The sequence below is a fragment of the Mesorhizobium sp. M1027 genome (genome assembly GCF_040318745.1).
Taxonomy (GTDB): Bacteria; Pseudomonadota; Alphaproteobacteria; order Rhizobiales; family Rhizobiaceae; genus Mesorhizobium.
This window is the reverse complement of the sequence record NZ_JAMYMW010000005.1, coordinates 19,696-45,447: the sequence shown is the minus strand read 5'-3', so window position 1 is coordinate 45,447 and position 25,752 is coordinate 19,696. Positions and strand designations below refer to the sequence as shown.

Here is a 25,752-nt window from a genome sequence, read left to right as displayed (position 1 = left end):
CGCGAGGGAACGTCTTGGTGAGCTAGGACGAATTTTAGTCAATAGCGACCGGTAGCAGTATCCCGCTCCGCCCAACGTTCATCACAGGATCGAAGCTTGCGCGCGACTGAAAACCTGCCAGGCGGCCACCGAATACATAACAGTCAATTCCATACGCCATTTTCTTGATTGACCGGCTTGGCGGGTGCAGAGCTGTAACCTCTCCGGGTCTGACGTACTCTTGAACAACGTAAGGATTGTGGGCGGCCCGGTCAATGTGTTCCTCCCACACCTCTGAGGATGTGAGACGCCCAACCAAGACATGCTCGCCACGGGTCGCATTAGAGGGCTTCAGAACAAGATGGGCCTTGTTCTCACGGATGTAGCCGATGAGCTCGATCCGACGCCGTTCGGGGTCAGTTGTTACCCCTGCTCTAACAAGACGGGTCCATGGAACGTGGCGTGCAATGAGCTCGATCTGCTCGGCGTTGAAGTTCGAGCTGAATCGATCATCGCTGAGTACAGCAAGGATGGCCTTGTCAGATAATATCCACTGGGAGATCCACGGGTTTATCGAAACCACCTCTTGAGCCGCGCAGGCGTCTAAGTAGTCTCTTAATTCCCCGGCCTCAATGACGTCCCTGGGATCGAGTTTATTGTAAACAAGTTGGATGAGTTGGCCGTCCGGACCGGCTAGTCCACGAGGTGTTCGCTTCATCGCGCTAGCATCTAGCAACGCTGCCTTGGCGCCTGCGTCTCTTAGACCGTTCACAATCCAGTCAACTTCGTTTGTGTACCGACCGCGAAAGTTGATCACAGCGGCACTTTTGAGTTCGCTGCCGGTCGCAGCATAATAGGCAGACACCAGCTCCCGGACAAAACAGTTCGGATCTTTCGCGAAAGGCTGCTTGCTCACGTCGAGTGACAGGCCATGTGTCAATGGGTTGGGTATACGGCTCCAGACTTTTGCGGCGAGGCCATTCTGAATAACGCCGCCAGGCGATTCGGTATTGGTTTCGATTATCTTATAATGGCCATTGCTGCCGAAAAGGCCATCCAGTCGGCATATTGTTACAATCGGACGATGTTTTGGAAGACAAGTGATCCAATGCCGCAAATGTTTATAGGCAGGAAATAGGTCTTGTACATCTTCATTGCCGCAATACAGCTCAGCAGCGACATCAAGAAGCTTGACCACAGCCTCAGCGGTAGCACTGAGGTGATTTGCCAGACAGCAGTCTATCGCAAGGGGCCGGAGACATACGGGATACGCCCCGCCCTCAAAGTGCATGCCCGCCTCTGCAATCGCGCGGGACAGTTCGTCTTGAGCCTCCCAGGTCGAGGATGAATCGCAGGTTGCGAGCTCGCGAAGTCGGCGTTCAATTCGCGCATCTGCTTCGCTGACTGCAGGCACCGTCGCAATTGTCATGGGCAGTTCCTATCTAGTGGGCTTATTGGAGTTTGCACGACCCCACAGATTATGGGCACAGTGCGAATTTAGCTCTGGGATCGATCCGGTCAGCCGTAAGCAGGCCGCCGGAGCGCGGCACATCTCATCTTCGTTCAGCGTGGTGTGGCGGGGCGATTTTGTGCCCGTTGGTCGCTGACAGGGCTTGAAGATAGTGTGTTGACGTTTTTCAGGAACTGCCAGATCTGGTGGCTTGACGCTGCCGCGATACCGCGATGGCACTGTTCTACCGTTCATCTCTGCGGGGAAAAGTTACTGTAGCTCTCGACCTATCGAGAAGGATCTCCTCTCTTCGCTGGTCGAACCGGGTCAGCCGCTTAAACCTGCCGCGGGGAATTTCACCCAGTGGGGACCAGAGCTCGGGCCGTTGAGGGCGATGGAATTCACGTCGTGAGTCAAGCGAATAACCATACGCTTGACTCGGGCGTTGAAGACACGCGCGAGACGAGCCTAGTGCTCGATCAGACGGGAGCGACAGATGAAGCGATTCAAGTCAGCCGACACGTCCGCGTTTTCTGTCCATATGATCGATTAGCAACCTGGTTCACCTGCGGCGCTATCGCTTGACCGCAGTTGACTGCCTAGAGGGCGAACCGCAGCCTTCGAGATATGGACGACATCTCCCCTGTAATGCTCGTGCGTGAAAGCACCACTTTCCAGCCGCCATTCTGCCGACGTGGCGACGTGGTCGAGATGCTCTGTGCCAGACCGCCAGCAAATCAAAACGTTGTAACAAAACCTTCGAACGAATTTACAGAACCTTCACGCCGCAAATCGCAGACAATGGTACTTTCAACACAAGGTCTGAGGTTCGCATAGCATGCAACGGAGGCTCAACAAGCAAGAAGAGCGCTCATCCTGGTTGAAGGCAATCCATGGGTATTGGCCTGCTATACGTCCAAGCGGCCCAGAGATCTGGCCTTTTCACTACCCTCTCGGCTGATCCAGCGCATTATGACTATCTCTCGTCGGAAAGGCATCGAGGTAATGGGTGTCGATACGGATAATTGGGACGCGCTAATCCGCGAATGTTGCCGGCCGGGTGCGACATATGACATTGCCGGCATGACGGCCGCCGAGGAGGAGGTCTATGCGCCAGTTGGCAAACTCTGTCGGCATTTCGATCTACCAGGGCCAAACCCCGCATCCGTTGAACGGTGCTGCGACAAATTCGTTCAACGTGAAGGCAAGCGCATCTGGCGCGGGAAGTGCGCCTCCCATCCGAAGCTGATTGCCCATCTTATCCAGAAACGCGCACCATCGGCCAAACGTGTGGTGTTCGAGACCGGCCCCTTATCCGTGTGGTTCTATCACGCGCTCGGCGCAGAGGGCTTGCCCGCGATCTGCATCGATGCGCGCCATGCCAAAGCAGCGCTCGACATGGCCGCGAACAAAGCCGACGCGAATGATGCGGATGGTTTAGCGCATCTTGGGGAGGTGGGGCGTCCTTTCGTGAGGTGCGGGGTGAAAGGCTTCGACAGCATGCTGACGCGCGCGCTCGTTGCGGCACGCACCAGGCTGGTCAGGATCACGACCGAACTCCCAAACCAGATCTGGGGTCTCATGAAGACATTCGGACTGCTTGTTCCCGCCGGCAAAGGAAGCACGTTCGAGAAGAATGTCCGCAATCTCCTGGCGTGTCAGATTCTCATGTCGATCCCCGGTGTCGGCGCGATCACCGCGACTTCGTTCGTGACCGCCATTGAGGAGCCGGACAACTTCAAGAAGGGCGACCAATGCCACCAATACACCACGCCGCGGGACACGATCGGACGTTGGTTCTACAGAAACCTGAGACATGCTTCGGGTCTGCTGATCGAAACGAGGCTGGTCCGGCGTACATCCAACCGGCTGACGACATTTCAAACGACACCACTTAATGCGGTCGGCGTTTCAAAAGGCGATGCATTTTGGCGCGAACCTGCCTCCCCTTATGCATCATATTTCCTGAAGGCGATAATCTCGTCGAGACCATTTTGGATGGCGTATGGCTGCGACGTTTTCAGCGATTCCTGCAGGCCGGCGTCCCTTTCCCGAGATCAGAGTACGAGCGGCGCAGCAGAAGGTACTTGAGGCAATGGCGCGTGCGGATGCAGTGTTGGTCACCGCCCACTGCCATCTTCGGTATCTCGACGGGACAGCATGGGTTTGAGGGTACTTCGCGCCGTTCCCGTTGATCCTCACCTGCCGCTGGACAGAGGCGGAACGGCGCCGAAGGTCCGTCGTGCGACATTGATCGCCAATGCCACTTATGGGAGAGAAGAATGATAGATCTGCTCAGCGATACCGTAACCCTCCCCACCCAGGAGATGCGGCAGGCGATGTTCGACGCGGAAGTGGGTGACGCCGGTTACGGTGAAGACCCGACGCTTAATCGGCTGGAAGCATTGGCGGCAGAAATGCTCGGCAAGGAAGACGCCGCTTTCCTATCGAGCGGATGCCAGGGGAACCTTGCTGCGCTGCTCGCGCATTGTCCGCGTGGGCATGAGGTGATCGTCGGTGATCGCTCCGATCTCTACGACTTCGAAGCTGGCAGCGTTTCGGTGGTGGGGGCTCTCGTCCTGCACCCCGTGCCGACGGAACCCGACGGACGGCTGTCGCTGGATAACCTGCGCTCGGCGATCCGCGACAAGAGCGATTACCAATGTGCGCCGCCAGGCGTCATCGTGCTGGAGAATCCGCACTGCCAAAGCGGCGGGCGTGTCCTGCCCGCGTCCTATATCAAGGAAGTGCGCGAGCTTGCCGACAAGCACGGCCTGCCACTGCATCTCGACGGCGCCCGCGTCTTCAATGCGGCAATCGCCTCGAAGAGGACGCCGGCGGAGATGGCGAAGGACTTCGACTCTATCATGTTCAGCTTGTCGAAAGGACTCGCCGCTCCATTCGGCTCCATGGTGTGCGGAACACGGCCCTTCATCGACCGGGTGAGACGCTATCGCAAGCTCTTGGGAGGCGGACTTCGCCAAGCCGGCTTCATGGCCAGTGCAGCTATCGTGGCGCTTCAAACCATGGTGGACCGGCTGATTGAAGACCACCGGCGCGCGCAGTTGCTGGCGACGAAAATCCGCGACATTCCCGGCATCCGCCTCGAGCCCTCAGTCATCGACACGAATATGGTGTTCTTTCGGCTTGAACAGGACGGTCTGTCGGTCCCAGACTTCCTGGCGGCACTGTCGCAGCGGGGCGTGCGGATGGGAACGCTCCGCGAAGGAGTCGTTCGCGCCGTGCTCCACCATCTCGTCAGCGATCACGATGTCGATACGACCGCAAACGCCATTCGATCGGTTCTGCAGGCGGAGCCACGATGACCGCGGGGCTTCATCGAGGTCTGCGCAGCCCAAAAATGGCGGCACTCTCGCCCGCGACGGAACCAGAGCAATTGGGAGGATAGGAATGTACGGGTGGCGAATCAGTTGTTGCAGCAGCCGCCTGCTAGCTAACGACTCCCTGTATCCTCTAGCTTCTCACTTTAACTAAAAGCAAAGACATGACCTCTTCTGAAATATTGAACGCAGTTTTCGAACATATCGATAACAATCGTACGAACTTTCTTGAACGTCTGATGGATTATCTCCGTCATCCAAGCATCAGTGCCGAGAATATAGGTATCCATGAAGTGGGCGTCCTTCTGGTCGAAATGCTGACGGACATAGGGCTTAACGCCAGCCTGATGCCCACATCGGGGCATCCCATTGTTGTGGCACGGTGGGAAAAAGCTCCGGGTAAACCGACGGTACTGCTCTACGGGCATTACGACGTGCAGCCGCCTGACCCGATTGACAAGTGGCTCTCGCCGCCATTTGAACCCACTATACGAGATGGTCGGCTTTTTGCTCGGGGTGCTGGCGATAACAAGGGTCAGCATTTCGCACAGATCTTGGCAATTGAGTCTCATTTAAAGAGGCATGGCACGTTGCCGTGCAACGTCATCTTATTGTTGGAAGGTGAAGAGGAGATCGGCAGCCCGCACATTGCCGATTTCACGCGTGCCAACAAGGAGATCCTAAAAGCTGATCTTGTCGTCACTGCTGATGGCCCGCGTCATGCGAGTGGCGCACCTCTAATCAAGTTCGGTTCGCGGGGCGAGGTGACCTTTGAGCTCCGTTGTCGCCATGCTAGCCGCGATTTGCATTCGGGTAACTTCGGTGGCGTCGTGCCCAATCCGATATGGACGTTAGTGCACCTGCTCGGCACCATGAGGAATGCCGACGGTGAAATCACTATTGACGGCTTCCACGATGATATTGAACCCCCTTCAAAGGAGGATCTGGCTGCGGTCGAGCGCTTGCCGCTCGACATCGCGGAATTAATGCGAAATCTCAATCTTGCGCGACTTGACGCGCCGAAGGAAAGGCCTTTCTACGAGCGTCTCTGCTTCCGGCCCACACTGACGATCAATGGCTTCCATGGCGGCTATGGCGGGCCTGGCAGTAAGACCGTCCTGCCCAGCGAAGCTTCTGTAAAATGCGACATAAGGCTCGTAGAATCGCAGGATCCTAAAGACATTCTTCGCAAAGTAGCTGCCCATGTGGAGAAACACGCGCCCGATGTGGACTTCGTGGCGCAGGGGAGCATGTGCCCCTCGAAGACGCCCATTGCCTCCTCTTTCACAGCGCCGCTACGCCGTGCTTTCGTCGCTGCGCAAGGGGAGGAGCCTTTGTTGGTCCCCGCCGGCTTCGGCAGCCTTCCTTGCTATGTCTTCACCAAGATCCTCGGCATGCCTGCTTTCCAAACGCCATACGCGAACGCTGATGAGGCAAACCATGCGCCGAATGAAAATCTAGAACTCAGCTGCTTCTACAGCGGGATCCGCACAGGCGCTGCGCTTTTGTACGAGCTTGGTCTGTTGCAACTTTCTGAGCGCGAGGCCTGGTGAAATGCGATCCGCATCGAGGGGCCGTTAGACTAGAGGGACAGGAAGGTTCACCTGCAGGGATTCCCATCACGAGAACTGCGAGCCAGCGGGCCAAGTATCGTTTAGTTCCGAGGACAAGCAGTTGCCGTGCGAAGGGGAGACTCAGCCAAAAAGTATTTTACTATATTCAGACAATCCAGGAAGGTGGTGCAGCAATGCCAAAAATCAACGCCGGGCGGTTGCTCTCGGATCTTAGACGTTTTGCGCAATTCGGCGCGTACCGGACCGGTGTTCATCGCCCAACCTATTCGAAGGAAGACATGGACAGCCGTCGCTGGCTTGCGCAGCAGTACGAAGCCTTAGATCTTCAGGCCCATATCGACGGGGTGGGCAACGTGTTCGGCATGCCGCGCTCGGAACGACGATCACTGTTGATCGGGTCGCACGCAGAGTCCCAGAACCATGCCGGATGGCTCGACGGAGCGCTTGGCGTGATCTACGGCCTCGAGATCGCCCGGGCCTTCGAGGAAACGCCGGACTGCACCGGTCTTCCCATCGCCCCAGTCGCGTGGGCGGATGAAGAAAGTCATTACGTGCCGTTGCTCGGAAGTCGTTCGTTCGTCGGTGACATAGAAGAAGCGGAGATCGACTGCGCGGTGAATGTCGATCACGGCCTGCCACTTAGGGAGGCGCTCCGTGGGGCTGGCCTAGCCGGCGTTCCCCGATCTCTAGTGGAGCCGGGACGCTACGTCGGCTATCTGGAAGCACACATAGAACAGGGCGACGCGCTGGAAGCCTCGAGCAAGCGGATCGGTGTTGTTACCAGTATCGTAGGAATCTGGCAGTACTCAATCGCCTTCCACGGCATCCAGAACCACGCCGGTACGACGCGCATGGCTATCCGAAAAGATGCTGGCGTCGCTGCAGCTACGCTGGCCATGGCCGTTGCCGAGCGCTTTCCTGAAGTAGCCGGCCCGCGTTCTGTCTGGACAACAGGCCGGATGACGCTGGCGCCGGGCGCCCCCAACATAATTCCGGGGAAGGCAGAGATGCTGTTCCAGTTCCGGGATTCAGAGATGTTGGTGCTTGAGCGGCTGGATGCGGTGCTAAGGGAAATAGTTGAAGAGACCGCCACTAAGACGGGCTGCCGTGTCGAGCTAGAGCGGACCGCAACTGGCAAACCATGGCACATGGATCCGTCCTTTCAGGCTGCGATAGAGGCTGCGGCTGCGCGCCACGTCCCCGGTGCTTATGTGAGAATGCCAAGCGGGGCCAGTCATGATGCACAGGTCCTGGCCTGCAAACTGAGATCCGCGATGCTATTCGTGCCAAGCATCGGCGGTGTCAGCCACCATTGGACCGAAAATACAGACGACGATGATCTGGTGCTCGGCTGCCAGGTGCTGGCTGATGCGGCCGAGTCCATCCTCCGTGCCGAACACACCTGACGATTGCGATCTGAGCAAGCTCGATAGTGCCAGCGCGCCATCGTGGAACGGTCGAGATTGGTAGCAGGAGCCGTTATCGGTCATCACGCGCTCGATACGGATTCCCATCTTGGCAAAATAGGCAACGGCGGCCTCGAGGAAGGCGACAGCGCTCTCCTTGCGCTCATCGGGCATGACCTGGACGAAAGCGACACGCGAAGCATCGTCGATGCAGACATGGACGAACTCCCAGCCGATACCGAGGTGGCGGTTGACCACGCCAGTTTGCCGTCCAGTGATGCGATGTGTGTCCCACGGAGCCGATCCGACCGAGCTTCTTGATGTCGAGATGGATGAGTTCGCCCGGATGCTCCCGTTCATAGCGGCGCAGGGGTTCCGGCTCCAAGGCGCTCAGCTTGTTCAAGCCCAACCAGCGCAGAACACGGCTAACAGTCGCTGGCGAGACGCCGGCCTCGGCGGCGATCTGTTTGCCCGTCCAGCGCGACGGCGCAACCGTTCGATCGTCTCGATAACCGCCGCAGACGTCGGTCGGCGCGGCCGATGCGGGCGGGATGAGCGATCTCGCAATCCCGCCGATCCTTCGTGGCGATGTCGGTCGACCCACTTGCGGACCGTCCGCGGGCAGACGCCTGCGGCTGAGGCGACGGCCTCCGGCGTTTGCCCGCTCTCGACCTGCCTTTCAATTCGCTCTCGACCGCGCGGCGTCAGCCGGGCATTCTTGTGGACGTATCCGGTGCTCCGAGAATCACTGAAGCTTCGACAACCTCAGCTTTCCCGGTCCGGACCGGATGAACAACCTATTGAAAGCTCACAGCCAGATAGCACGCGCTGCGCTGGTGCGAGGAGGTAAGGGCGGTAGATTGTTCCTGTTACCCAGGCGGCGAAAATGGTGTGATCGACCAATCTACTAGGCCGACGGCACGCTGAAGTATCGCCTCCGTCCGAGCAGGGCTGGGAGAAGCGGCGATGACGTGTCCGATACCATCTTGGATATCACCTTTTCGGACTATGGGCATCGGGGGTTTCACATAGAGTTGGACCTCTGCGACACCCGACACAGCAGCAGCCCGACTTTCGCCGTCGACCCGATCAAGAGTACCATCGAGATCTGGTATCAGAATCCGGGCACTCGCGGTGTGCGACTTCGTTCTGCGCAAATCCCATTCGTCGCCGATAGCAAGCTTGATGTGCTCGGTGATGACATCGATACCGTAAGCAAGCTGAATCAGTTGGGGAGTGGGCGGGCCATGAAGCCGCGGATTGACTTCAATGACGACTGGGCCACGCTTCGTCCACCGGAATTCAATGCCCGTTGGCCCCCAGCCAAGGCCGAGAGCTCGCAAACAGCTCAGCGAAACATCGGCGATACGCTCATGCTCGTCATCAGTCAGCGGGGCCGGAATGGTGCACTCACGACAGACGAAATGCGGTAGAGGGCCGGAGTCACCGATGCCAATCCCAATGATCTGATCTCCCATTATGTCGGCCCAATAGAAGGGGCCTTGTGCGAATTCTTCGACCAGTATCCTCGGCGGGGATCGCCATATGTGCTGCCCGCCCAACAGGTAGGTCGTGTGTTCGGCCAGCTCATCGACATTGCGGCACAATCGGACACCGCTGCTGCCGCTGCCTACGGCCGGCTTAAGAATCACCGGCAGGCCGATCTCCGCAGCAGAGCTTTCTACGTCGGTCACATCTGCTGCCAAGCGATAAGCAGGTATTGGTACGCCGGCCTCCACGAGGAGCTGCCGTTGAGTGAATTTGTCGTTGCATCGTTCAACCGATGCGGGGTTCGGTCCTGGTAGATCGAAATACCGGCAGAGCTTGCCAACTGTCGCGCAGCAAGACTGCGCAGCGGATGTAATGCCAGCAATGTCGTAGTCCTTTCCTAGCTGGGAACATTCGCGGATCAGCGCATCGAGGCTGTTTGTATCGACGCGGATTGCCTCGGTGCTTTCCGCCGCAAGATAGTCGTACCGAGCTGGATCAGTCGATAGTGTTATTGCTTGAAAGCCAAGACGCCTGGCGGCTTCGACATATAGCAGACCAGGACCCCTCGTATGGCCTTCAATCAGGATGATCGCTTTTCTTGGCATTGGCTGTTAACTCCCACGTTGCGTGCTGTGCGGCGATCCGAGCGAAACTCGGCATCAGTTCCTTAGCCGTGCGTGACCTCAGACTTCGTGGTGAACATACCAGTAGCGGCGATTTGCGGTTGCAAAGATTCTGTAAATTTAATTGACGGATCTGTTGCAACCGATCGGGCCGTCTTTGCCATAACAGCTCTTCAAGGAGCCAAAACCGGGGAGGCGGACGCCGACAAGCCGCTGGTGCTCGCCGATTCAGCGACAATCCAGGGGGCAATTGCGGCGACACTACCAACCTGCTACGCGCGACGATTGCGGTTGGCCTGCAGAACGCGGCCTTCTATGCAATCTTCGATCCGGCCGCGGTGCAAGCCGGCATTCGGGATTGGCGTCGGCACCAAGGGGCGCATCCTGCTCGGCGGTAAACACGACCCGAGTTGGTTGGGGGCCGCTCGACGTCGAGGCGCAGATTGTCTCCATCACCGACGGGCATCTCCGGACCCATGAAAGGTGACACATGGCGCAGTTTTTCGGGCCGAGCCTGATGCTGCGGGCGTGCGGCATCGAAGTTGCGTTGATCTCGCGGAATGCGCAAGCGATCTATCTCGCGCAGCTCACTTCCCTCGGCATCGACCCGCTTCACTGCGCAACTGTAGAAGTCCCTCATCATTTCCGTGCGGCGTTCGAACCGATCGCGAGGCGATTAGGGTTGACGGCGGCGTGTGAGAGCCGCCGCCTTTAACAAATATAGTCTGCCGCCATGTCCGCCGCCCGATTTGGGACTAGCACTGCTTTGGCAGGTTAACGGTTTCATTGCCAAGGATTGGCGATGTTTCGCGCGACGATGAGATGGAGCGCGCGATGGGGCGTGGAGGAGATCACGCCGTGGCTTGAGCCCGTCTCCGGCGCGGCTCGGCCACTGCGGCGGCAGATGTGCCCGCTCTATGTGAGCGGTCTGCCCTGTCCCGGCGTGCGCAAGAGCATTGAGCCGATGGCTGCCCGGCTGGTGGCCTGACCGATACGATCGACTGCATTTTCATTTCGAGCGGCGTCTGGGATGCGGGCCCGCTAGAGGAACAGCTGGCGCGCCAGGCGGACAAGATGGTCGGCGGCCCGGATGCGATGCTGGTCATCGATGACACTGCGAAGAAGGGCAGACATTCGGTAGGGGTGGCGCCGCAATATGCTTCGGCGCTCGGCAAGAATGCCAACTGCCAGACACTCGTGTCGCTGACGGCTTCCTGCGACGAGCGTCTCGTGGCCGCAGGTTTAGCAAGTACTTGTTGGCCTTGCCAAGCTGCTCAGTCTGATCAAGGCGTTACCGTGGGCTGGCATCAACTGATGCGAGCACTAATCGAAGAGGCAAGCTCGTCAGGATCACGGATTTCGAGATGCAGGCCCTGGAGATACTATCTGACATGGACCGACAATCGATCCCTCACGCCTGCGGCCGAGCGGCTGCGAGTGGTTGCGAGGGATGTCGGCCGAAGAGCGGAATTCTTGACGCTAGGGTGCCTGGGCTACTGAATTGGTGGAAGAGATACCCTGCTTGGTGGTCTATAACGCGGCAAGGCATGGCGCGGACCGGTCATGTCGCTTTCCACCGGCTTAAATGTGCATTACTCGATCGAGTGGGAAGATCGGCCGCGGTACGTTCCGATACCGCAGCTTTTCCCAATGCGGGGTGCAGAGTGCGCCGCTGTCGCAGACGATGACCTTGCCGGCAATAAGCTCGAAGGGGGCGCTGAAATGGTGCATAGATTTGAGGCCGACCACGATCTTAGCGGCTGGAACGATGCCGAAGGCGCGGAATTGCTGCAGATCCGCATCTGGGCGGGCTCGCTCACCACCAGAACGTCAATGCCGCCGACGCGCAAGACCACGGTCTCGCCCCACCCGAAATGCAACCCTCCCAACATCGGACCGGCGCCGGTGTAAAAACCATCGCTGATCAGGCGAATCTCGCCCTCGAGGTCCAGCGGCGTTCCGCCGAAGCGCGGATCGGGCTTACCGCCCCGCTTCACCTTCACGCGCTCGCCGCCTTGTGGCGATGTAACTGCTTAGCTGTTTCCGCATCAACCATTGGGCCGAAGGCGGCATCAACAATTCCGGCATCAAGCAGCACCTTCAGCAGATTAGTCGAATCGCCACAGGCACCGCCACCCGGATTGTCAGCGTAGTCGGCGATGATAGGACCTTTACCGCGCTTGTAAGCCTTGGCGATGTCGGCCGCCTCCTCAACCGACATATAGTAATTGATGACGTCAAAGCGATGCTGACGGCGAAGACCCAGGCTCCTTCTCATAGGCTATGGCTTTGGCTACCGATCGATCATCGGACCGACATCGGTGCGCCCGCAACTTGCCTCTTCCAGCATCGGGCGGTGCACGCGCAGGGTGCGTGGTCGAATCTCGCCCTTCATCGCGCGCTGGAGGATGCCGCCGGAAAGCTGGCCGCATTCGCGCATATCGACATGGGGGCAGGTCCTGTAAGACACGACGATATTGGCGAGCTCGCACATCTTCGGCGTGATGTATCCGTGGTGATCCAGTGTGATTGCAATGGGGCATATCCGGGCCGATTGATGCGCGCACGGAGAACCCGGCGGTAAAGAACGGTGAAGAACATGATGAAGTCCTTGTTGGCAGGTGATTGCAAAGGTTGCTGAGCGCGATCAGCGACGCCATGGACGCGCTCGAAGTACCTGACAGCGAAACAAGCGCGAACTCCGGCGCGACTTCGCCGTCGACGATTGCAAACGCCTTCGCTTAGTATCGGCGATCAGATGGTGAGGGTTCAAGCTCGTCCTGTCGCGCTCCGTTGGTGAGCCGAGATTCTTAACCTCGAAAGCGCTCTAGGACGTTTTGGCGATTCAGCAAAGTTGAATATGATTGTTGCCGGCACTACCGAACCGCACATTACAGACACCTCATTTGAAAGCTCGGCATGAGCATGGATCGTGTAACGAAAGAGCAGGTCTTCACAGCCGCCGTCGTAGAGCTGACCTCCAAGCATGTTATGGCCCCCTATGACCGCTTCCGCCGGCGGCGATCGGGCGCTGCCCGGTAACCGCGGATTGCCGGATAAAACCTGAGAGCGAATCGAACCCGAGAACCGCCATGACTGGCCCGCCCGCGCAGCACGCGCGGCGGTTGCGGAAGGTACGTGAGGCAACGGGGCGCGCGGACCTCGTACTCGTTGTTACCGCCACGGCCACCTCCGGTAACTCACCGGAGCCAAGAGACGGCGCGGAAAATACTGAGCCGTACACTACGCGACACTCTCTTCTACATGATCCGTAAATTGCGGACCCGACATGCACAGCGTTGAACATTTCCGGGATATGCAGCGGGAAGCAACCGAATGGCGCCACTATCTCCATGAAAATCCCGAGCTCGATTATCGGTTACACAACACAGCAAAGTTCGTTACCGAGAAACTAGCCTCTTTCGGAATCAATCACATCGAAACGGGAATTGCTGAGACCGGTATGTCGCATTAATCCAAGGCGAAGGCGGAGACACGGGCCGACCATCGGATTAAGGGCGGACATGGACGCCCTGCCAATCGTTGAGGCCTCAGACAAACCCTGGTCGTCGAAAATACAAGGCAGAATGCATGCATGCGGCCACGACGGGCACACGGCCATGTTGCTGGGCGCCGCAAAGCATCTTGCGAGTACGCGCAAATTTAAGGGCTCCGTCGCCTTGATCTTCCAGCCGGCAGAAGAGATCGAATTACCATCGGGCGGCCCGATGATGATCCAAAGAAGTGCGCGCCGGCAGTGGCCTGCGGCAAAACGATGGTATTCAAACCGTCCGACAGGACGCCCCTCTCGACCCTCAAAGTTGGCCGAAATCCTGACCGAAGCCGGGGCCCGAAGGACCTACCACGGGATGCAGGGCTATGGTGACGTGGACGCGACGCTAGCTAAGTCTAGGGGATGCCGATTCCGAAATACCGCGTGTGGGCGATATCGAGGATGCGATTAACGAAGCTCGAGAAGCTGTATCCGGCAGTCGTCGCCGCCAGGGCATAAATGGTGTTCCTACCGATTCCCGGATTGGCGTTAATCTCCAAGACAAAGGGCTGGCCGAAGCGGTCGATCCGGAGGTCGACGCGGGCGTAATCCAGGCACTGGCAGGCACGGAAGGTTGCAACTGAAATATCCCGCAGCATCGTCGCAAGCTTGCTCTCGATTTGCGCCGGGCAAATCTTCGGCGGCGCGGTCGCCGCCCTGTGCATCTTGTCTTCCCAAGTGAGAAGATGCATTTCGCGGTCGCCGAAGTCATGCTCCACCAAAGGCAACACCTCGAGCTCTTCGTTTCCCAGCAGCGCGACGCAGATTTCCTGCCCCTCGATGTATTCTTCCACGAGCGCGTCCTGCGCGCACTGCGTGACTATCACTTCTACGGCCTGCCTCAACTGAGCGGGCTCATGTACGAGCTGCAATCCGAAGCTGGTGGATTCGCGACAGGGCTTCACTATTACTGGGAATCGCAGGTCGCCGGTACTCTCGGTGCCGCGACGCATCACGCGAAAGTCCGGCGTCGGCACGCCGCGATCGCGAATAAGCCTCTTCGTGATGGCCTTGTCCAGCGCGAGCCCATGCCCGAGCGGGCTCGATCCAGTGTACGGAACGCCGGCCATTTCGAGCATGGCCGGAACGTGGGTCTCACGGCCCTCGCCCTGAATTCCCGCCGCCATGTTGAATACCATTCCGGAGGGGCGGGCCTGCGGATCGGATGGCATGAACCGCTCTAGCGCAGGGAGCAGCCCCTTATCGCCTTCGCACAGCAGCGTCTGGTGACCCTCCTCTTGCAGTGCCGCCACCACGCTTTCGACCGTCTTGCGCTCGTTGAACTCCGGAATAGGCTGACCGAATCGGTTGATCACGCCCGTATGATCATGGTTCCACACGATGGCTACTCGCATACGCTACTCCCTGACTGTTTGCCCGCTGTCGCGATCATTCGCTAGCATTTGGCCGATCGAAGCAACAGTTCGTCTGGACGCCGCGCCCTCACGGTGTCCCATGCAATCAGCGTGCCACCGAAGAGGTTGTGCAGCAGAGGGGAAACCACGGGTTTGGCGCCGCTCCCGGCGGAACACTTGCGTCTCAGTGTCGGGTTTCCAACATAGGTGTCTTCAATCGGCCACAGCTGAAGATGAGGACGCGGAACGACGAATAACGACGGTCGACTTTCGTGCCAAACTCGAACATCTGCTCGACAACGACGCGGCTCGGCTATGCGAGTCGGTGAAGCTCACATACGGTCGCCGCTTGCAGCGGCTAAATGAGTAACCCGCCTGCGGCGGCAAGGGCCCATATGGACTAGTCCCGTATTCGATATAGCTTTGAAGCCAGCTAGAATCTCGGTTCGCCTTCTGGTCCTATCGAGGCTGACCAGGCCCTGAAGGATAGGTGTGTTAGCGGATGGTGAGCTTCTATCGTTAGAGTTTTGATCGGGTAATCAATGGAATAGCGGTTCGCCACGCAAACGCCGGACTGCACCGGTCTTCCCATCGCCCGGTCGCGTGGGCGGATGAAGAAAGTCACTACCTCCCCTTGCTCGGAAGTCGTTCGTTCGTCGGTGACATCGAAGAAGCGGAGATCGACTGGAAGCACACATAGAACAGGGCGACGCGCTGGAAGCCTCGAGCAAGCGGATCGGTATTGTTACCAGTATCGTGGGAATCTGGCAGTACTCAATCGTCTTCCACGGCACCCAGAATCCCGCCGGTACGACGCGGATGGCTATCCGAAAGGATGCAGACGTCGCTGCAGCTGCCGAGAGCCGGATTGCCGTCCCGTTCCAATATGCCGCCCTCGCCTATGAGCCCGTGCGCCAACCGATGGCGACGCGCAATCCGTGTCCCATTCCTGGATCAGAGCACGAACTGGGTGCAGCAGGATGTGATGAGGCGAAGGCGCGCGGGCCTTCACGTGGCGGGGAACTACTTAGTCGTACAGCACACACACTCTATGTGATATTCATAAGTTGGAGGCCTGACACACACAGCGCGGAACTTTTTCCGGAATCTACACCACGAGGCAGCCCGGTGGCGCCGCTGACCTCCACGAACATTCCGAACTCGAGTTGTCGGGCGAATTGAGAAACTGACCCCCTTTTGCCTCACTTCGCTTGACACGAGTATCGGGTGCAGGAAACAGCGAGGTTCGCGACCGAGAAGCTGGCTCGTTTCGCGTGGAAGGGCCAAACTGAGGCGACTGGTGATGATCTGACCTGCAACGTCCTAGAAGGTCCAAAAGGAGATATGGACTGAGCGAGCTGAGAGTTCTCACCAACCCAGCCGTTGACCGCAGCGATCATCAACGAGTGCCGATCTTGGCCGAGACCAAACAGCAGGCGTCGCTCTTGCCGACAGCGCGCCTCACTTGCGGCTGGTGCCAGGCTCAAACTAAAATAGCTTGAGTCCACCTTTGACCACCAAATCAATAGTCGAGTGGATAAATATGAATTGTTACCCTCTTCATAAAACTTAATTGAAGCGGCTTTAACTTAAGTTTCACGAATATTGTCTTTCTGCAGTCACCTGCCACTGCTATCCTCGCCGTCAGGAAGTTTAGTCCAGCTTGGCGACCACACGGAGGAAGTGTCATGAGCAGCTCGGATCGACAGACCGCATTGGGGCAGGCCGCGCTGGAGCGTATCAAGGCCTCCTACGCCCTCGACGGCGACGCCGCTGACTTGGATAACTTTTATCGCGGTTCGGCGAGGTCCAATGATGTCGGCCGCGAGGAGTATTGCGGGCCGACGGTCGTTGCAGAACTCGCAAGTGCCGTGCAGACAGCGTATTTGGCCAACGACCGTGCAGCCACGGAAATTCTAGACGCTGGGTACGGAACCGGCCTTATCGGTGTGCAGCTGAAGCAGTCCGTCGGGTCGGACGTGCGCGAGCGTGAAACCGCCTCGGGTTTCAGTTGCTCGATGGATTCGACCTCTCAGATGAGTCTACCGATATGTCAAAGGCGATGTCGACTTCAACGGGCCGCTCTAGTGCGAGTTAGGACATTACAGTCTGCTACGGCGAGAACTGGTTCGCCTCACGCGTTCGAACGGTTTCGTTATCATAAGCACTCGCAAGAGCTATGCGGAGGCAGCATACTTTGGAGATGAGGTGCGACGTCTGCAGAAGGCGGGCCTCATTATGGCGGTGCACTGTCTAACTACGAGAGTTACGTCGCGGAGCAGGGTGACCATTTACTGGATTTTCCAAGTCTCTTGAAAGCAATATATGCCAGGATTGATTGTGAAAATCTCGGTCGAGAAATTAACGTCCAGATGGAGGCGTTTATCTATAGCTTAATCGAAGCGGAGACGTCTAAAAATGGAACGAGTTAATAAAGAAGGCAAAGCATTTCTAAGCGTTGTAAAGAGCTCACTTGAGCCTTCGTATCGAATAATCTGCTTCCCGCACGGTGGCGGCGGTACCCAGTCATTCCGTACTTGGTCTGACTATCTGCCAGAAGACGTTGAACTTATTTGCCTGGATCTTCCCGGGCGCGGTAAACGGTCAGTGGAGGCCGCTATCCGCAGTATGGACGTACTAGTACCGATGGTCACCGAGGCGCTGCCCGAGTACAGCGATCGGCCCTTCATTTTCTTCGGTCACAGCGTAGGTGCGTTGGTGGCTTACGAGACCGCCCGCTCCCTTGAAAAGGCCGGTCGGCCATCTCCCTTTCACGTTGTCGTGTCAGCTCACCCTTCAGCGGATATACCGGCGGATGAGCCGCCGATGTATAGATACCCGGATGACAAGTTAACCGACGTGGTCCGGAGTCTAGGTCTGGTCCCCAAGGAGGCGCTGGCAAATGAGGAACTCCTACGTGACTTCATCTTGCCTCCAATGAGGGCCGACTTCGAACTCGCTGAGACCTACGACCGAAACTTACCTTCGCCTCTCGAGGCGGCGATCACGACAATGGGGGGTGCCCAAGACGAAACAGTCAATGCTAATGATCTAGACAAATGGCGTCAGCTCACGACGTCACGGTTCGCCCGGATTATGTTTGAGGGCGATCACTTCTACACCCATTCCATGACGGCGGAAGTAGTGTCTACGGTCCTGCGTGAAGTTGGGGAGGTAAAGGCACAACTCCCAGCTTCCATTCGGATTGCCGACGCTCTACCTTATCCTGAACTACCACTGCATGACCAATTCCGTAAACAAGCGGCCCTCAATCCGGACGCCCCAGCCGTCGTCTCAGACATTGGGATCTTAACATACCGTGAGCTCGACCACCTGAGCGAGATTCTATCCAGACACCTCCTCGGACAAGGTCAGAGCCGAGGTTCGCGCGTCGGTATCCTAATGGATACCTCACCTGAATACGCCGTCGCGCTGTTCGGTATTCTTAAGACAGGGGCGGCCTACGTCGTTCTTGACAAAGCTCAGCCCGTGGCCGCGCTAATGCGGATGCTTGAGAAGGCATCTGTGGAAATCGTCGTCACCAATAACCGTTGCGCAGCTCGCCTTCCGCCTAACTGGTCGGGTCTTACGCTGTCGCTCGACGATGGTTGGGAAGCGAAACTCGGCAACGCCAGTCCGGCCAATCCCCAAGCGGTGGATCTCGATGCGCCGGCCCAGATCGTATTTTCGTCTGGAACGACTGGTGAACCGAAGGGGATCGTCTGCCCCCACCGAACCAATGTGTGCTCTTACCAGTGGTACAATCACGCGCTCCCATACGCGCCTGATGAGCGCGAGGCGGTCAATCTCTTCTTGGTCTGGGAGATAATGCGGCCAATCCTCGCCGGGATGCCGGCCTATCTTATCCCGGACGACGTTATCTACGATCCGCACCAGCTGGTCGACTACCTGGAACAAAATAGAATTTCCAGAACAGTATTAACCCCTTCCCTGCTCGATGTTCTTGTCAGCAGCGGCTTCCTCGACGACCGCTCCCGCCTTCCGGATCTTCGATTGATCTACCTGTCAGGCGAGGTGGTAACAGCAGCGTTGCTTGCGCGTGTGAAGGATGCGTTGCCTCATGTCAAAATTATCAATAACTACGGCACAGCGGAGACGCATGACGTCACGCACATTGATTTGAGCGAGATCGATCCTACGACAGCACAAAAGGTCGTACCGGTCGGTCCACCTCAGTACAATGTCAGTGTCTATGTCCTCGGGGAGCAGCGCGATCCCATACCATTGGGCTTCCTGGGCGAGATCTTCGTCGGCGGCGATGGAGTGGGGCATGGATATCTTAACAGCCCGGAGATGACACGGGAACGGTTCCTTCCCGACCCGTTCCGCGCTGGTGGCACGATGTTCCGCACTGGCGATCTTGGCCGCATGCTGCCCGGTGGCCAATTGGAGATTATCGGGCGCTGCGCTTTCATGGTGAAGATCCGAGGTTTCAGCGTCGTGCCGGGGTCTGTAGAAGCTGCTTTGCTTCGGTACTCCGGGGTCTGCTCCGCCGCCGTATTGCCGGAGCTTGACCCGACCACCGGCCGGCCTGATCGACTGATCGCCTATGTAGTCTTGCGGAATGGGGCCAAGGGCTGGGAGGCTGCTTTGCGGGCGCATTTGAAATCTGAGCTGCCACACTACGCGATGCCGTCGGACTTCGTCGCTGTGAGGGAATTGCCCATTGCGGCCAATGGGAAACTTGATCGGTCGCGCCTCCGCGAGCTGGCGGAAGAGGCGTGCGCTCCAGTGACAGGTGCGGACGAGGTCGAAACGGCACTTCGCGCAGCTTGGCGCGACCTGCTCCAGGCTGAAGCTGGTGAGCCGCGCGACAACTTTTTCGACTGCGGCGGACACTCCCTTCTGGCTGCCCGTCTTTGCACGCAGCTTCGCAAAAGTCTGAAGGTGGATCTCCGCGTAGTGGAGGTCTTCCTCAATCCGACTTTTGAAGAACTCACGGCTCTTCTGCACAAGCGCGGCGGCGAGCAGGGACGTCCCCAAATCCGGAAGCTCCCCAAAACACCGCCAGTCTCAGCGGGCAGGGCGCATATTAAGGCGTTCGACGGGCGACGCGGCCCCGGGATGGACATTGCGGTGATTGGTATGGCCGCGCGTTTCCCCGGCGCGGAGACCGTCGATGCGCTCTGGGAAAACCTCTGCCAAGGGGTCTGCTCGATCGCCCCGCTCTCCGCGCAGGAGCTCAAGGCCCGGGGCATTCCGGAGGTTGTCCTGAAGCGCTCCGATTATGTGCTCGTGGGTGCCCACCTGAACGATGTGGACCTTTTCGACCCGGATTTCTGGAATCTCTCGAGGCGTGAGGCAACGCTGATGGACCCGCAGCATCGCCTGTTTCTCGAATGCTGCTGGAAGGCACTCGAGTCGGCCGGTTACGCGCCCACCCAGCATGAGGGGCGGACGGGTGTGTTCGCAGGTTCGTCCTTCCCCCTCTATCTCTTACACCATTTGAAGGGCGGCGGCCTCATCGATCCCACTAACGCTCCGCTCGCTTTCCTAACGGATCTCGGCAACGACAAGGACTATCTTGCCTCGCGCGTCTCCTACATGCTGAACCTCAACGGCCCAAGCATGGCGGTGCAAACCTCATGCTCTACTGGGCTAGTGACGATCGCGGTCGCCGCTCAGTCGCTCGCGGCCGGCTATTGCGACATGGCGCTGGCAGGCGGGTCGAGCATCACCTTCCCTCAAGCGGGGTATCAGTATGTCAAGGACTTTATCAATTCTTCGGACGGTGTGTGTCGAGCCTTTGATGCCGATGCCAATGGCACGGTGCTTGGAGATGGGGTAGGGGTCGTCGTTCTCAAGCGCCTCGAAGATGCGCTTGCGGCGAACGACCCGATCCACGCAGTGGTAAAAGGATGTGCCATTAACAACGATGGCCGCGCCAAATCGTCCTTCTCGGCGCCTAGCGCGCGAGGCCAGGCCGATGTTGTGCGCCAAGCACTTGCCTCCGCGGCACTCGGCGCCGAAGACGTGGAATACATCGAAACTCATGGCACTGGCACCAAGGTCGGCGACCCGATCGAGGTCCGCGCTTTGGCAGAGGCTTTCGCGGGGCAAGAGGAAACGGGCAACGCCTGTGCGCTCGGGTCAATTAAACCGAACATCGGCCATGCCAACTTCGCCGCTGGGGTCGCGAGCTTTATCAAGACAGTTCTCACCCTTCAGCACGGGGTAATCCCCGCGACCATCAACATCAACCGGCTGAACGAAGATCTGGGTCTGGAAGACACGCACTTCTTCGTCAATGAGCAGCTCAGACCTTGGCCCCGTCGGCAGGGACGCCTTCGAACCGCCGGAGTCACTGGCCTCGGTATCGGCGGAACCAACTGCCATGTCGTGCTGCAGGAATGGAACAGCGGCAGCGCAAGGGCTTGGCCCGGATCGGTCGCGCGGGGATCTCACGCCCTTTGCCTATCTGCAAAGACTCCCTCGGCGCTACGCCGGGCCTGCCGGAATCTAGCCGTGTTCCTGCGGCGCAAGCGCGAGATCGATCTCGGTGACGTCGCCCACACGCTACGCGTGGCGAGATGCCAATTCGATCATCGAACAGTCGTTGTGGCGCGCAACTTGGACATGGCCATCGCGAAGTTAGAAGAAGAGGCGGATCGTGCGGCTGATCGGACCCTTTCCTCACCGTCGATCGGGTTTATGGTGCCGGGCTGCGGAGTGCAGCACACGCGAATGTTCAAGGATCTGCTCGATCACGTGCCGGACTTCCGCAGTGCTTTCCTGACTTGTGCGGCCGCTAGTCGCCCGGTTCTGGATCGTGACCTGGAGACGGTCATGTTTGGGGAAGATGACGGATACGCGACTGCTTCCTTCGAAGAAATCAGTGTCATGATTTTCTCAGTGCAATACGCCCTGGCGCGCTTGCTAGACCTGTGTGGAGTGCGTCCCGATTATCTGGTCGGACACAGCATGAGCGAATACGTCGTGGCCACCCTAGCGGGCATACTGAAACTTGAAGATGCGATTCGGCTGACGGTTGTTCGTAGCCGTGCGATGGCGAATCTTGGTATCGACGGTGCTATGCTTGTGGCCAGATGCGGCCCGGACGAGGCTGAGCGTATCCTTATGGAGAACGCTTGGCGTGATGGAGCTGAAGCTGGCGAGATCAGCGTTGGTGTCGTGAACTCAAATACCGATCTCGTGTTCACCGGCAAGCGAGAACTTATCGAAAGGCTTCAGGGGAGGCTCGAACAAGTACAGATTCCCTACCACGTCATTAATACAGCTGGCGTCCCCAGTCATTCTGCGCTGATGAAACCAGCGGCTGAGATCATCGATGCGCAGGTCCGCATCGTTGAAAAGCGGTTGCCGGATGTGGCCATTGCTCTGAATTCAGGATCCCTGCATGGCGTCAAAGTGCCCTTACCGCAGAGCCACTGGAGTGGACAAGCAACTGGGACTATCCGATTCGATCGCTCTATCCAGACCGTGGTCGCGGCTGGTGTAACTGCACTCATTGACCTTGGCCCTTCGCGCAATCTGGCCCGTTTCGCACATGGAGCGATCAACCCAGAGGATCGCAAGACAAGAACCCCATCGATTGTCCCAGCCGCGCGCGACGAGAACGATGAAGAGTCCACTGACCGCCATGTCCTTCTGGAATGCCTCGGGGCACTCTGGGCCGCGGGTGTTGCGGTGGATTGGAAGCGGGCCAGTGATCAATTGGAACCGTCCGGTACTCGCCGGCGCCTTCCCCTTCCAACGTACTCATTTGACGGTCACCGATGCTGGCCGGACGATCAGCCTGGGGGCCCGACGCTTCCGCGGCAGCCCGGGGAGCGAGGGCGACACAGGGGGGAAGTGCTCACCTATGCGCAGACTTGGACAGAGAAAATGCTTCCGCGCGCGGTTCCCGGTGGCGGAAGTACAAAGGCGCTACGCTGGTTGGTGCTCGCTGATCGGCCCTTTGGTGAAGCGGAGCACACGGGAAACGTGCTGGCAAACAGCATCACACGGCAATTGGAGGATGCGGGCCATGAAGTTGTTCGTGTTTGCCGACGAGCCAAACCCTTAAATTCGCCCCTGAAAATCAAGGGGCCCACAATCTTCATTGATCCCACCCCGGAAGGCCTGAAGGCGCTCTTCGATGCCGAGGTCGCTTCGGAGTGTCCCGCTGACCGCATTGTCTGCCTCTGGCACCTGAGTGGCACAGCGGACGCGTGCGAGGATCCTGGCACGTTGCAGACTGATCTTTTGCGGAGCAACGACGCCATACTCGATTTGGCGCGAGTTCTTTCCACTCTGGCGCTCCAGACTCCGGTCGACCTCTGGATCGTTGGTGACCGGATCGTTCAGGTCGGTGAGGAACCTGTAGATCCCGAAAAAGCGTGCGTGTTCGGTCCTGCCATCGTGCTACCGCAGGAAAACGCTATGGTCGATTGCCGGGTTGTTGATCTGAATATCGACGACCTGAATATAGCCTATCAGCTTGGGGGTGAAATCGGGCGTGACGTGCCTGGTCCCGATGCAATCGTCGCGCTACGCGGAAACCGACGGTGGGTGCCGCATTTTCCCGAGGTGGCCCTCGCTTCAGAGGTTTCCAGTCGGGAGGTCCTGCGGCCAAGAGGCGTCTATCTGATCACAGGACCTCTCGGGAGGATCGGTTTGTCTTTAACGGAACATCTTGTGAGCCTTGGGGCAACGGTCGTCGCGATAACCCCCCTTGCCGTACCCGAACATTTGAGTTCAGGGCGCGTGGATCTCGATGAGGATGGCTGGACACGCCGACTGGCCGCACTTAACGACTCAGTTATTCTTCGGCAGGCCGACGTATCCGATTTCGACAGCCTGTCGGGCGCGCTCGACACAACGGTTCGGGAATTCGGGCGGATCGACGGGATCTTTCACGCCTCGGGACCGGCCGATGTGAATTTCCTTTCAGAGATGAAGGACACGCCCTCTGCCAGTGAGTTAGCCTCCAAACTCGTGGGGACACGCAACCTTTACGGTGCGATCCAGCGGATACAGTCCATTCACGCGCAATCACCGGAGTTCGTGTTCTTTTTCTCGTCCCTTGCGTCGATCCTCGGCGGACCGGCGATGGCTGCGCACGCAGCGGCCAACGGGTTCATGGACGCATTTGCACGGCAGGCGCAGGGCAAAATCGGTGTCCGGTGGATCAATTCCAACTGGGATGACTGGGAATACTCCTACGATGAGCAGGTGACTGCCGCGTACCAGACATGTCAGGCGAAGGAATTGGCGCTCAGTCCCGACGAGGGGATCGACGTCATCAAGCGCATACTGGCAACCGTGGACAACGGCCAAGTTATTGTAGCCACCCGACCCTTGCCTCCACGCATCAGGGAATGGGTCGACCAGGTCCGGACAATCACGCCCGACGAGCAGTCGAACGAAGAGAAAAAATCTCCGCCCGAAGAAGTCAAAACACGCAAGGTCAACACGTTGAGGCACGGCGATCCGAGAAGCATTTTTCTTGATGAAGTCAGGTCTCTTCTCGGCACCAGAGAAATAGGATTGGACGACAACTTCTTCGACGTTGGGGGGGACAGCCTTTTCGCCGCAGAACTTCAAGCTCACTTGAAGACGAGCGACCGCTGGGGGGCGCCGCAATTAGATGAGATCATTAACGCGGCGACGTTCGGCGACCTGTTTGAGCGAATACGCAGACGTAACCACCCGTCGCAATGACCACAGCGGAAGGAGCGGGAGCATCATACGTGGCGATGCTTGAACGTGGTTGGCGATCTCTTGAGTTGGATTGAAAGAAGCGTTTGAAGCAGACGACTCGATGAGAGTGTGGTCGAACGGTACCGTAAGCACCGAGCGGGGAGCAATGCATCCAGCGGGGCGACCGGGCGGCGCTGAAGCGGTTGCTGACGGTGCTGCGCGACGCGGGCATGGCTGCACCTGCACCGCTGCCGCCGTTCGTCCCGGAGGACCAAGGGTATTTTCCAGGTCAGCGACTACCTGCGACAGGAACGCGGGCTAGTGTGAAATTCCCATCCGCTCAAGGGGGGCCAATTGGTGGATATTATAAGGTTTGATCAACCGAACATCCTCGTCGGCATTCGTCCGATAGAACACGTCGACGAAGCCGCCTTGTTCGCTTCCGAAGTTGCTGCGCTGGGGCGCGCTGTTGCCAAAGTCCGTCGCCAAAGCGGTGCGGCAAGAATTATCGCCCGAACACTCCTAGGTAAACTAGGATTTCCACCGATGCCTATCTTAAAGACGCAATCGGGCGTTCCGACCTGGCCAGCCGGCATTGTTGGCTCTTTGGCCCATCACGAAACGGTAGCAGCCGCCGCTATTGCTGAGAAGAAAATCATCGGGGCGCTGGGTATCGACATTGAACCTAATGAACCTCTTCCGGGCGGTTTGATTGACTTGGTTGCAACTTCCAGAGAGCAAGGCATGTACGACTCACGTTTGCTCCAGCGGCGAGACCTGTTCGTTCTTAAGGAGGCCGTCTATAAGGCCTGTTTCCCACTATGCAACGAAATCCTTGAGTTTCAGGACGTCGAGATTGACATCAACTCCAACACGGGATACGTGAAAAAGACCAATTGTACTTTTTCCATTGATCTCTACCGTTCTAAAAACGTTATCGGCTTGGCCTATAAAAAGGGAACTGATCAGAGATAAGTTGGAGGTTATTTTATTAAAACCTGCCGCTGGTGCAAGATTCTAAGTCTCGCATTTCTATAACAGCCGCGCATTACCGCTTTTGAGGCGCTGGCGCCTGGCCCGGCGCAGCTGAAAGGACTGGAAAAATTCGCCCCAGTATCTGATCTTTGCCCTTAGAGGCGAACTTCACCGAAGCTCGCCAGAGCGTATCGCCATGCCCCAAGTTTCTCCTAATTGGGAACACGCGAACGAAAAAGGCCCCGATCGCCCGCGAACTATCACACGCTGATTTAGCGCGGCTTGCTGACGGACCGAGGCAGATGCCAAAGGGATTTTCGAACCTGTCCTTCGAAATGAGGT

Annotated in this window: 13 protein-coding genes and 7 pseudogenes; 13 read left to right on the top strand and 7 right to left on the bottom strand. The window is 58.1% G+C overall.

The annotated features are described in order from the left end of the window. Positions 1-34: 34 nt before the first annotated feature. Complete coding sequence (locus tag NKH50_RS11135) at positions 35-1,408, bottom strand: hypothetical protein (protein WP_352878654.1); 1,374 nt, start codon at positions 1,406-1,408, stop codon at positions 35-37. Positions 1,409-2,302: 894 nt separating this feature from the next. Here NKH50_RS11135 and NKH50_RS28975 point away from each other — a divergent pair. The 5 genes and pseudogenes from NKH50_RS28975 to NKH50_RS11115 all read left to right on the top strand — a co-directional run. Further along, positions 2,303-2,632, top strand: a pseudogene (locus tag NKH50_RS28975) (ATP-grasp domain-containing protein); the annotation flags it as partial. Beyond that, positions 2,621-3,301: pseudogene (locus NKH50_RS28970) on the top strand (transposase); the annotation flags it as partial. The pseudogenes NKH50_RS28975 and NKH50_RS28970, both read left to right, overlap by 12 nt. Before the next feature lie 410 nt (positions 3,302-3,711). Then, on the top strand, positions 3,712-4,755 hold the full coding sequence (locus NKH50_RS11125) for a GntG family PLP-dependent aldolase (RefSeq protein ID WP_352878651.1): 1,044 nt from the start codon (positions 3,712-3,714) through the stop codon (positions 4,753-4,755). Between the two features lie 179 nt (positions 4,756-4,934). Further along, positions 4,935-6,323, top strand: coding sequence for a M20/M25/M40 family metallo-hydrolase (locus NKH50_RS11120; RefSeq protein WP_352878648.1), 1,389 nt, complete (start codon positions 4,935-4,937; stop codon positions 6,321-6,323). Between the two features lie 194 nt (positions 6,324-6,517). Next, positions 6,518-7,750, top strand: coding sequence for a hydantoinase/carbamoylase family amidase (locus NKH50_RS11115; RefSeq protein ID WP_352878645.1), 1,233 nt, complete (start codon positions 6,518-6,520; stop codon positions 7,748-7,750). Positions 7,751-7,795: 45 nt separating this feature from the next. On the opposite strand, the pseudogene NKH50_RS11110 reads toward NKH50_RS11115, so the two are convergent. Together NKH50_RS11110 and NKH50_RS11105 are read right to left on the bottom strand one after the other, a co-directional pair. Next, positions 7,796-8,476 (bottom strand): annotated as a pseudogene (locus NKH50_RS11110) (helix-turn-helix domain-containing protein); the annotation flags it as partial. 143 nt (positions 8,477-8,619) lie between these two features. Further along, positions 8,620-9,846 (bottom strand): ATP-grasp domain-containing protein, encoded by a 1,227-nt coding sequence (locus tag NKH50_RS11105; RefSeq protein WP_352878642.1) that lies wholly within the window; start codon positions 9,844-9,846, stop codon positions 8,620-8,622. Between the two features lie 149 nt (positions 9,847-9,995). Between NKH50_RS11105 and NKH50_RS28965 the strand changes: the two genes are divergently transcribed. From NKH50_RS28965 to NKH50_RS11095, 3 genes and pseudogenes are all read left to right on the top strand, one after another. Continuing rightward, on the top strand, positions 9,996-10,262 hold the full coding sequence (locus NKH50_RS28965; protein ID WP_502906856.1) for an MlrC C-terminal domain-containing protein: 267 nt from the start codon (positions 9,996-9,998) through the stop codon (positions 10,260-10,262). Between the two features lie 92 nt (positions 10,263-10,354). After that, the gene (locus tag NKH50_RS11100; protein WP_352878639.1) at positions 10,355-10,579 is read left to right on the top strand and encodes an MlrC C-terminal domain-containing protein; all 225 of its coding nucleotides are present in this window, start codon (positions 10,355-10,357) and stop codon (positions 10,577-10,579) included. Positions 10,580-10,681: 102 nt separating this feature from the next. Then, positions 10,682-11,109, top strand: a pseudogene (locus NKH50_RS11095) (transposase); the annotation flags it as partial. A 336-nt stretch (positions 11,110-11,445) separates the two neighbouring features. Here the strand turns inward: NKH50_RS11095 and NKH50_RS11090 are convergent. From NKH50_RS11090 to NKH50_RS11085, 3 genes and pseudogenes are all read right to left on the bottom strand, one after another. Further along, positions 11,446-11,861 (bottom strand): annotated as a pseudogene (locus NKH50_RS11090) (MlrC C-terminal domain-containing protein). Positions 11,862-11,863: 2 nt separating this feature from the next. Further along, positions 11,864-12,142: an MlrC C-terminal domain-containing protein gene (locus NKH50_RS28960; RefSeq protein WP_502906849.1), complete on the bottom strand. Its 279-nt coding sequence runs from the start codon at positions 12,140-12,142 to the stop codon at positions 11,864-11,866. A gap of 15 nt (positions 12,143-12,157) precedes the next feature. Continuing rightward, positions 12,158-12,358, bottom strand: coding sequence for a M81 family metallopeptidase (locus NKH50_RS11085; protein WP_352878636.1), 201 nt, complete (start codon positions 12,356-12,358; stop codon positions 12,158-12,160). Positions 12,359-13,153: 795 nt separating this feature from the next. Between NKH50_RS11085 and NKH50_RS11080 the strand changes: the two are divergent. Both NKH50_RS11080 and NKH50_RS11075 read left to right on the top strand, forming a co-directional pair. Then, positions 13,154-13,604: pseudogene (locus tag NKH50_RS11080) on the top strand (M20/M25/M40 family metallo-hydrolase); the annotation flags it as partial. A gap of 35 nt (positions 13,605-13,639) precedes the next feature. Beyond that, complete coding sequence (locus NKH50_RS11075; protein ID WP_502906855.1) at positions 13,640-13,750, top strand: hypothetical protein; 111 nt, start codon at positions 13,640-13,642, stop codon at positions 13,748-13,750. Between the two features lie 23 nt (positions 13,751-13,773). Here the strand turns inward: NKH50_RS11075 and NKH50_RS11070 are convergent, their stop codons facing one another. Further along, on the bottom strand, positions 13,774-14,772 hold the full coding sequence (locus NKH50_RS11070; RefSeq protein WP_352878633.1) for a D-alanine--D-alanine ligase family protein: 999 nt from the start codon (positions 14,770-14,772) through the stop codon (positions 13,774-13,776). Between the two features lie 601 nt (positions 14,773-15,373). Here NKH50_RS11070 and NKH50_RS11065 point away from each other — a divergent pair. The 3 genes and pseudogenes from NKH50_RS11065 to NKH50_RS11055 all read left to right on the top strand — a co-directional run. Continuing rightward, a pseudogene (locus NKH50_RS11065) lies at positions 15,374-15,627 on the top strand (Zn-dependent hydrolase); the annotation flags it as partial. A 1,563-nt stretch (positions 15,628-17,190) separates the two neighbouring features. Then, on the top strand, positions 17,191-24,456 hold the full coding sequence (locus NKH50_RS11060) for an alpha/beta fold hydrolase (protein WP_352878630.1): 7,266 nt from the start codon (positions 17,191-17,193) through the stop codon (positions 24,454-24,456). A gap of 336 nt (positions 24,457-24,792) precedes the next feature. Continuing rightward, positions 24,793-25,410 (top strand): 4'-phosphopantetheinyl transferase family protein, encoded by a 618-nt coding sequence (locus NKH50_RS11055; protein WP_352879098.1) that lies wholly within the window; start codon positions 24,793-24,795, stop codon positions 25,408-25,410. The last annotated feature ends 342 nt before the right edge of the window (positions 25,411-25,752 follow it).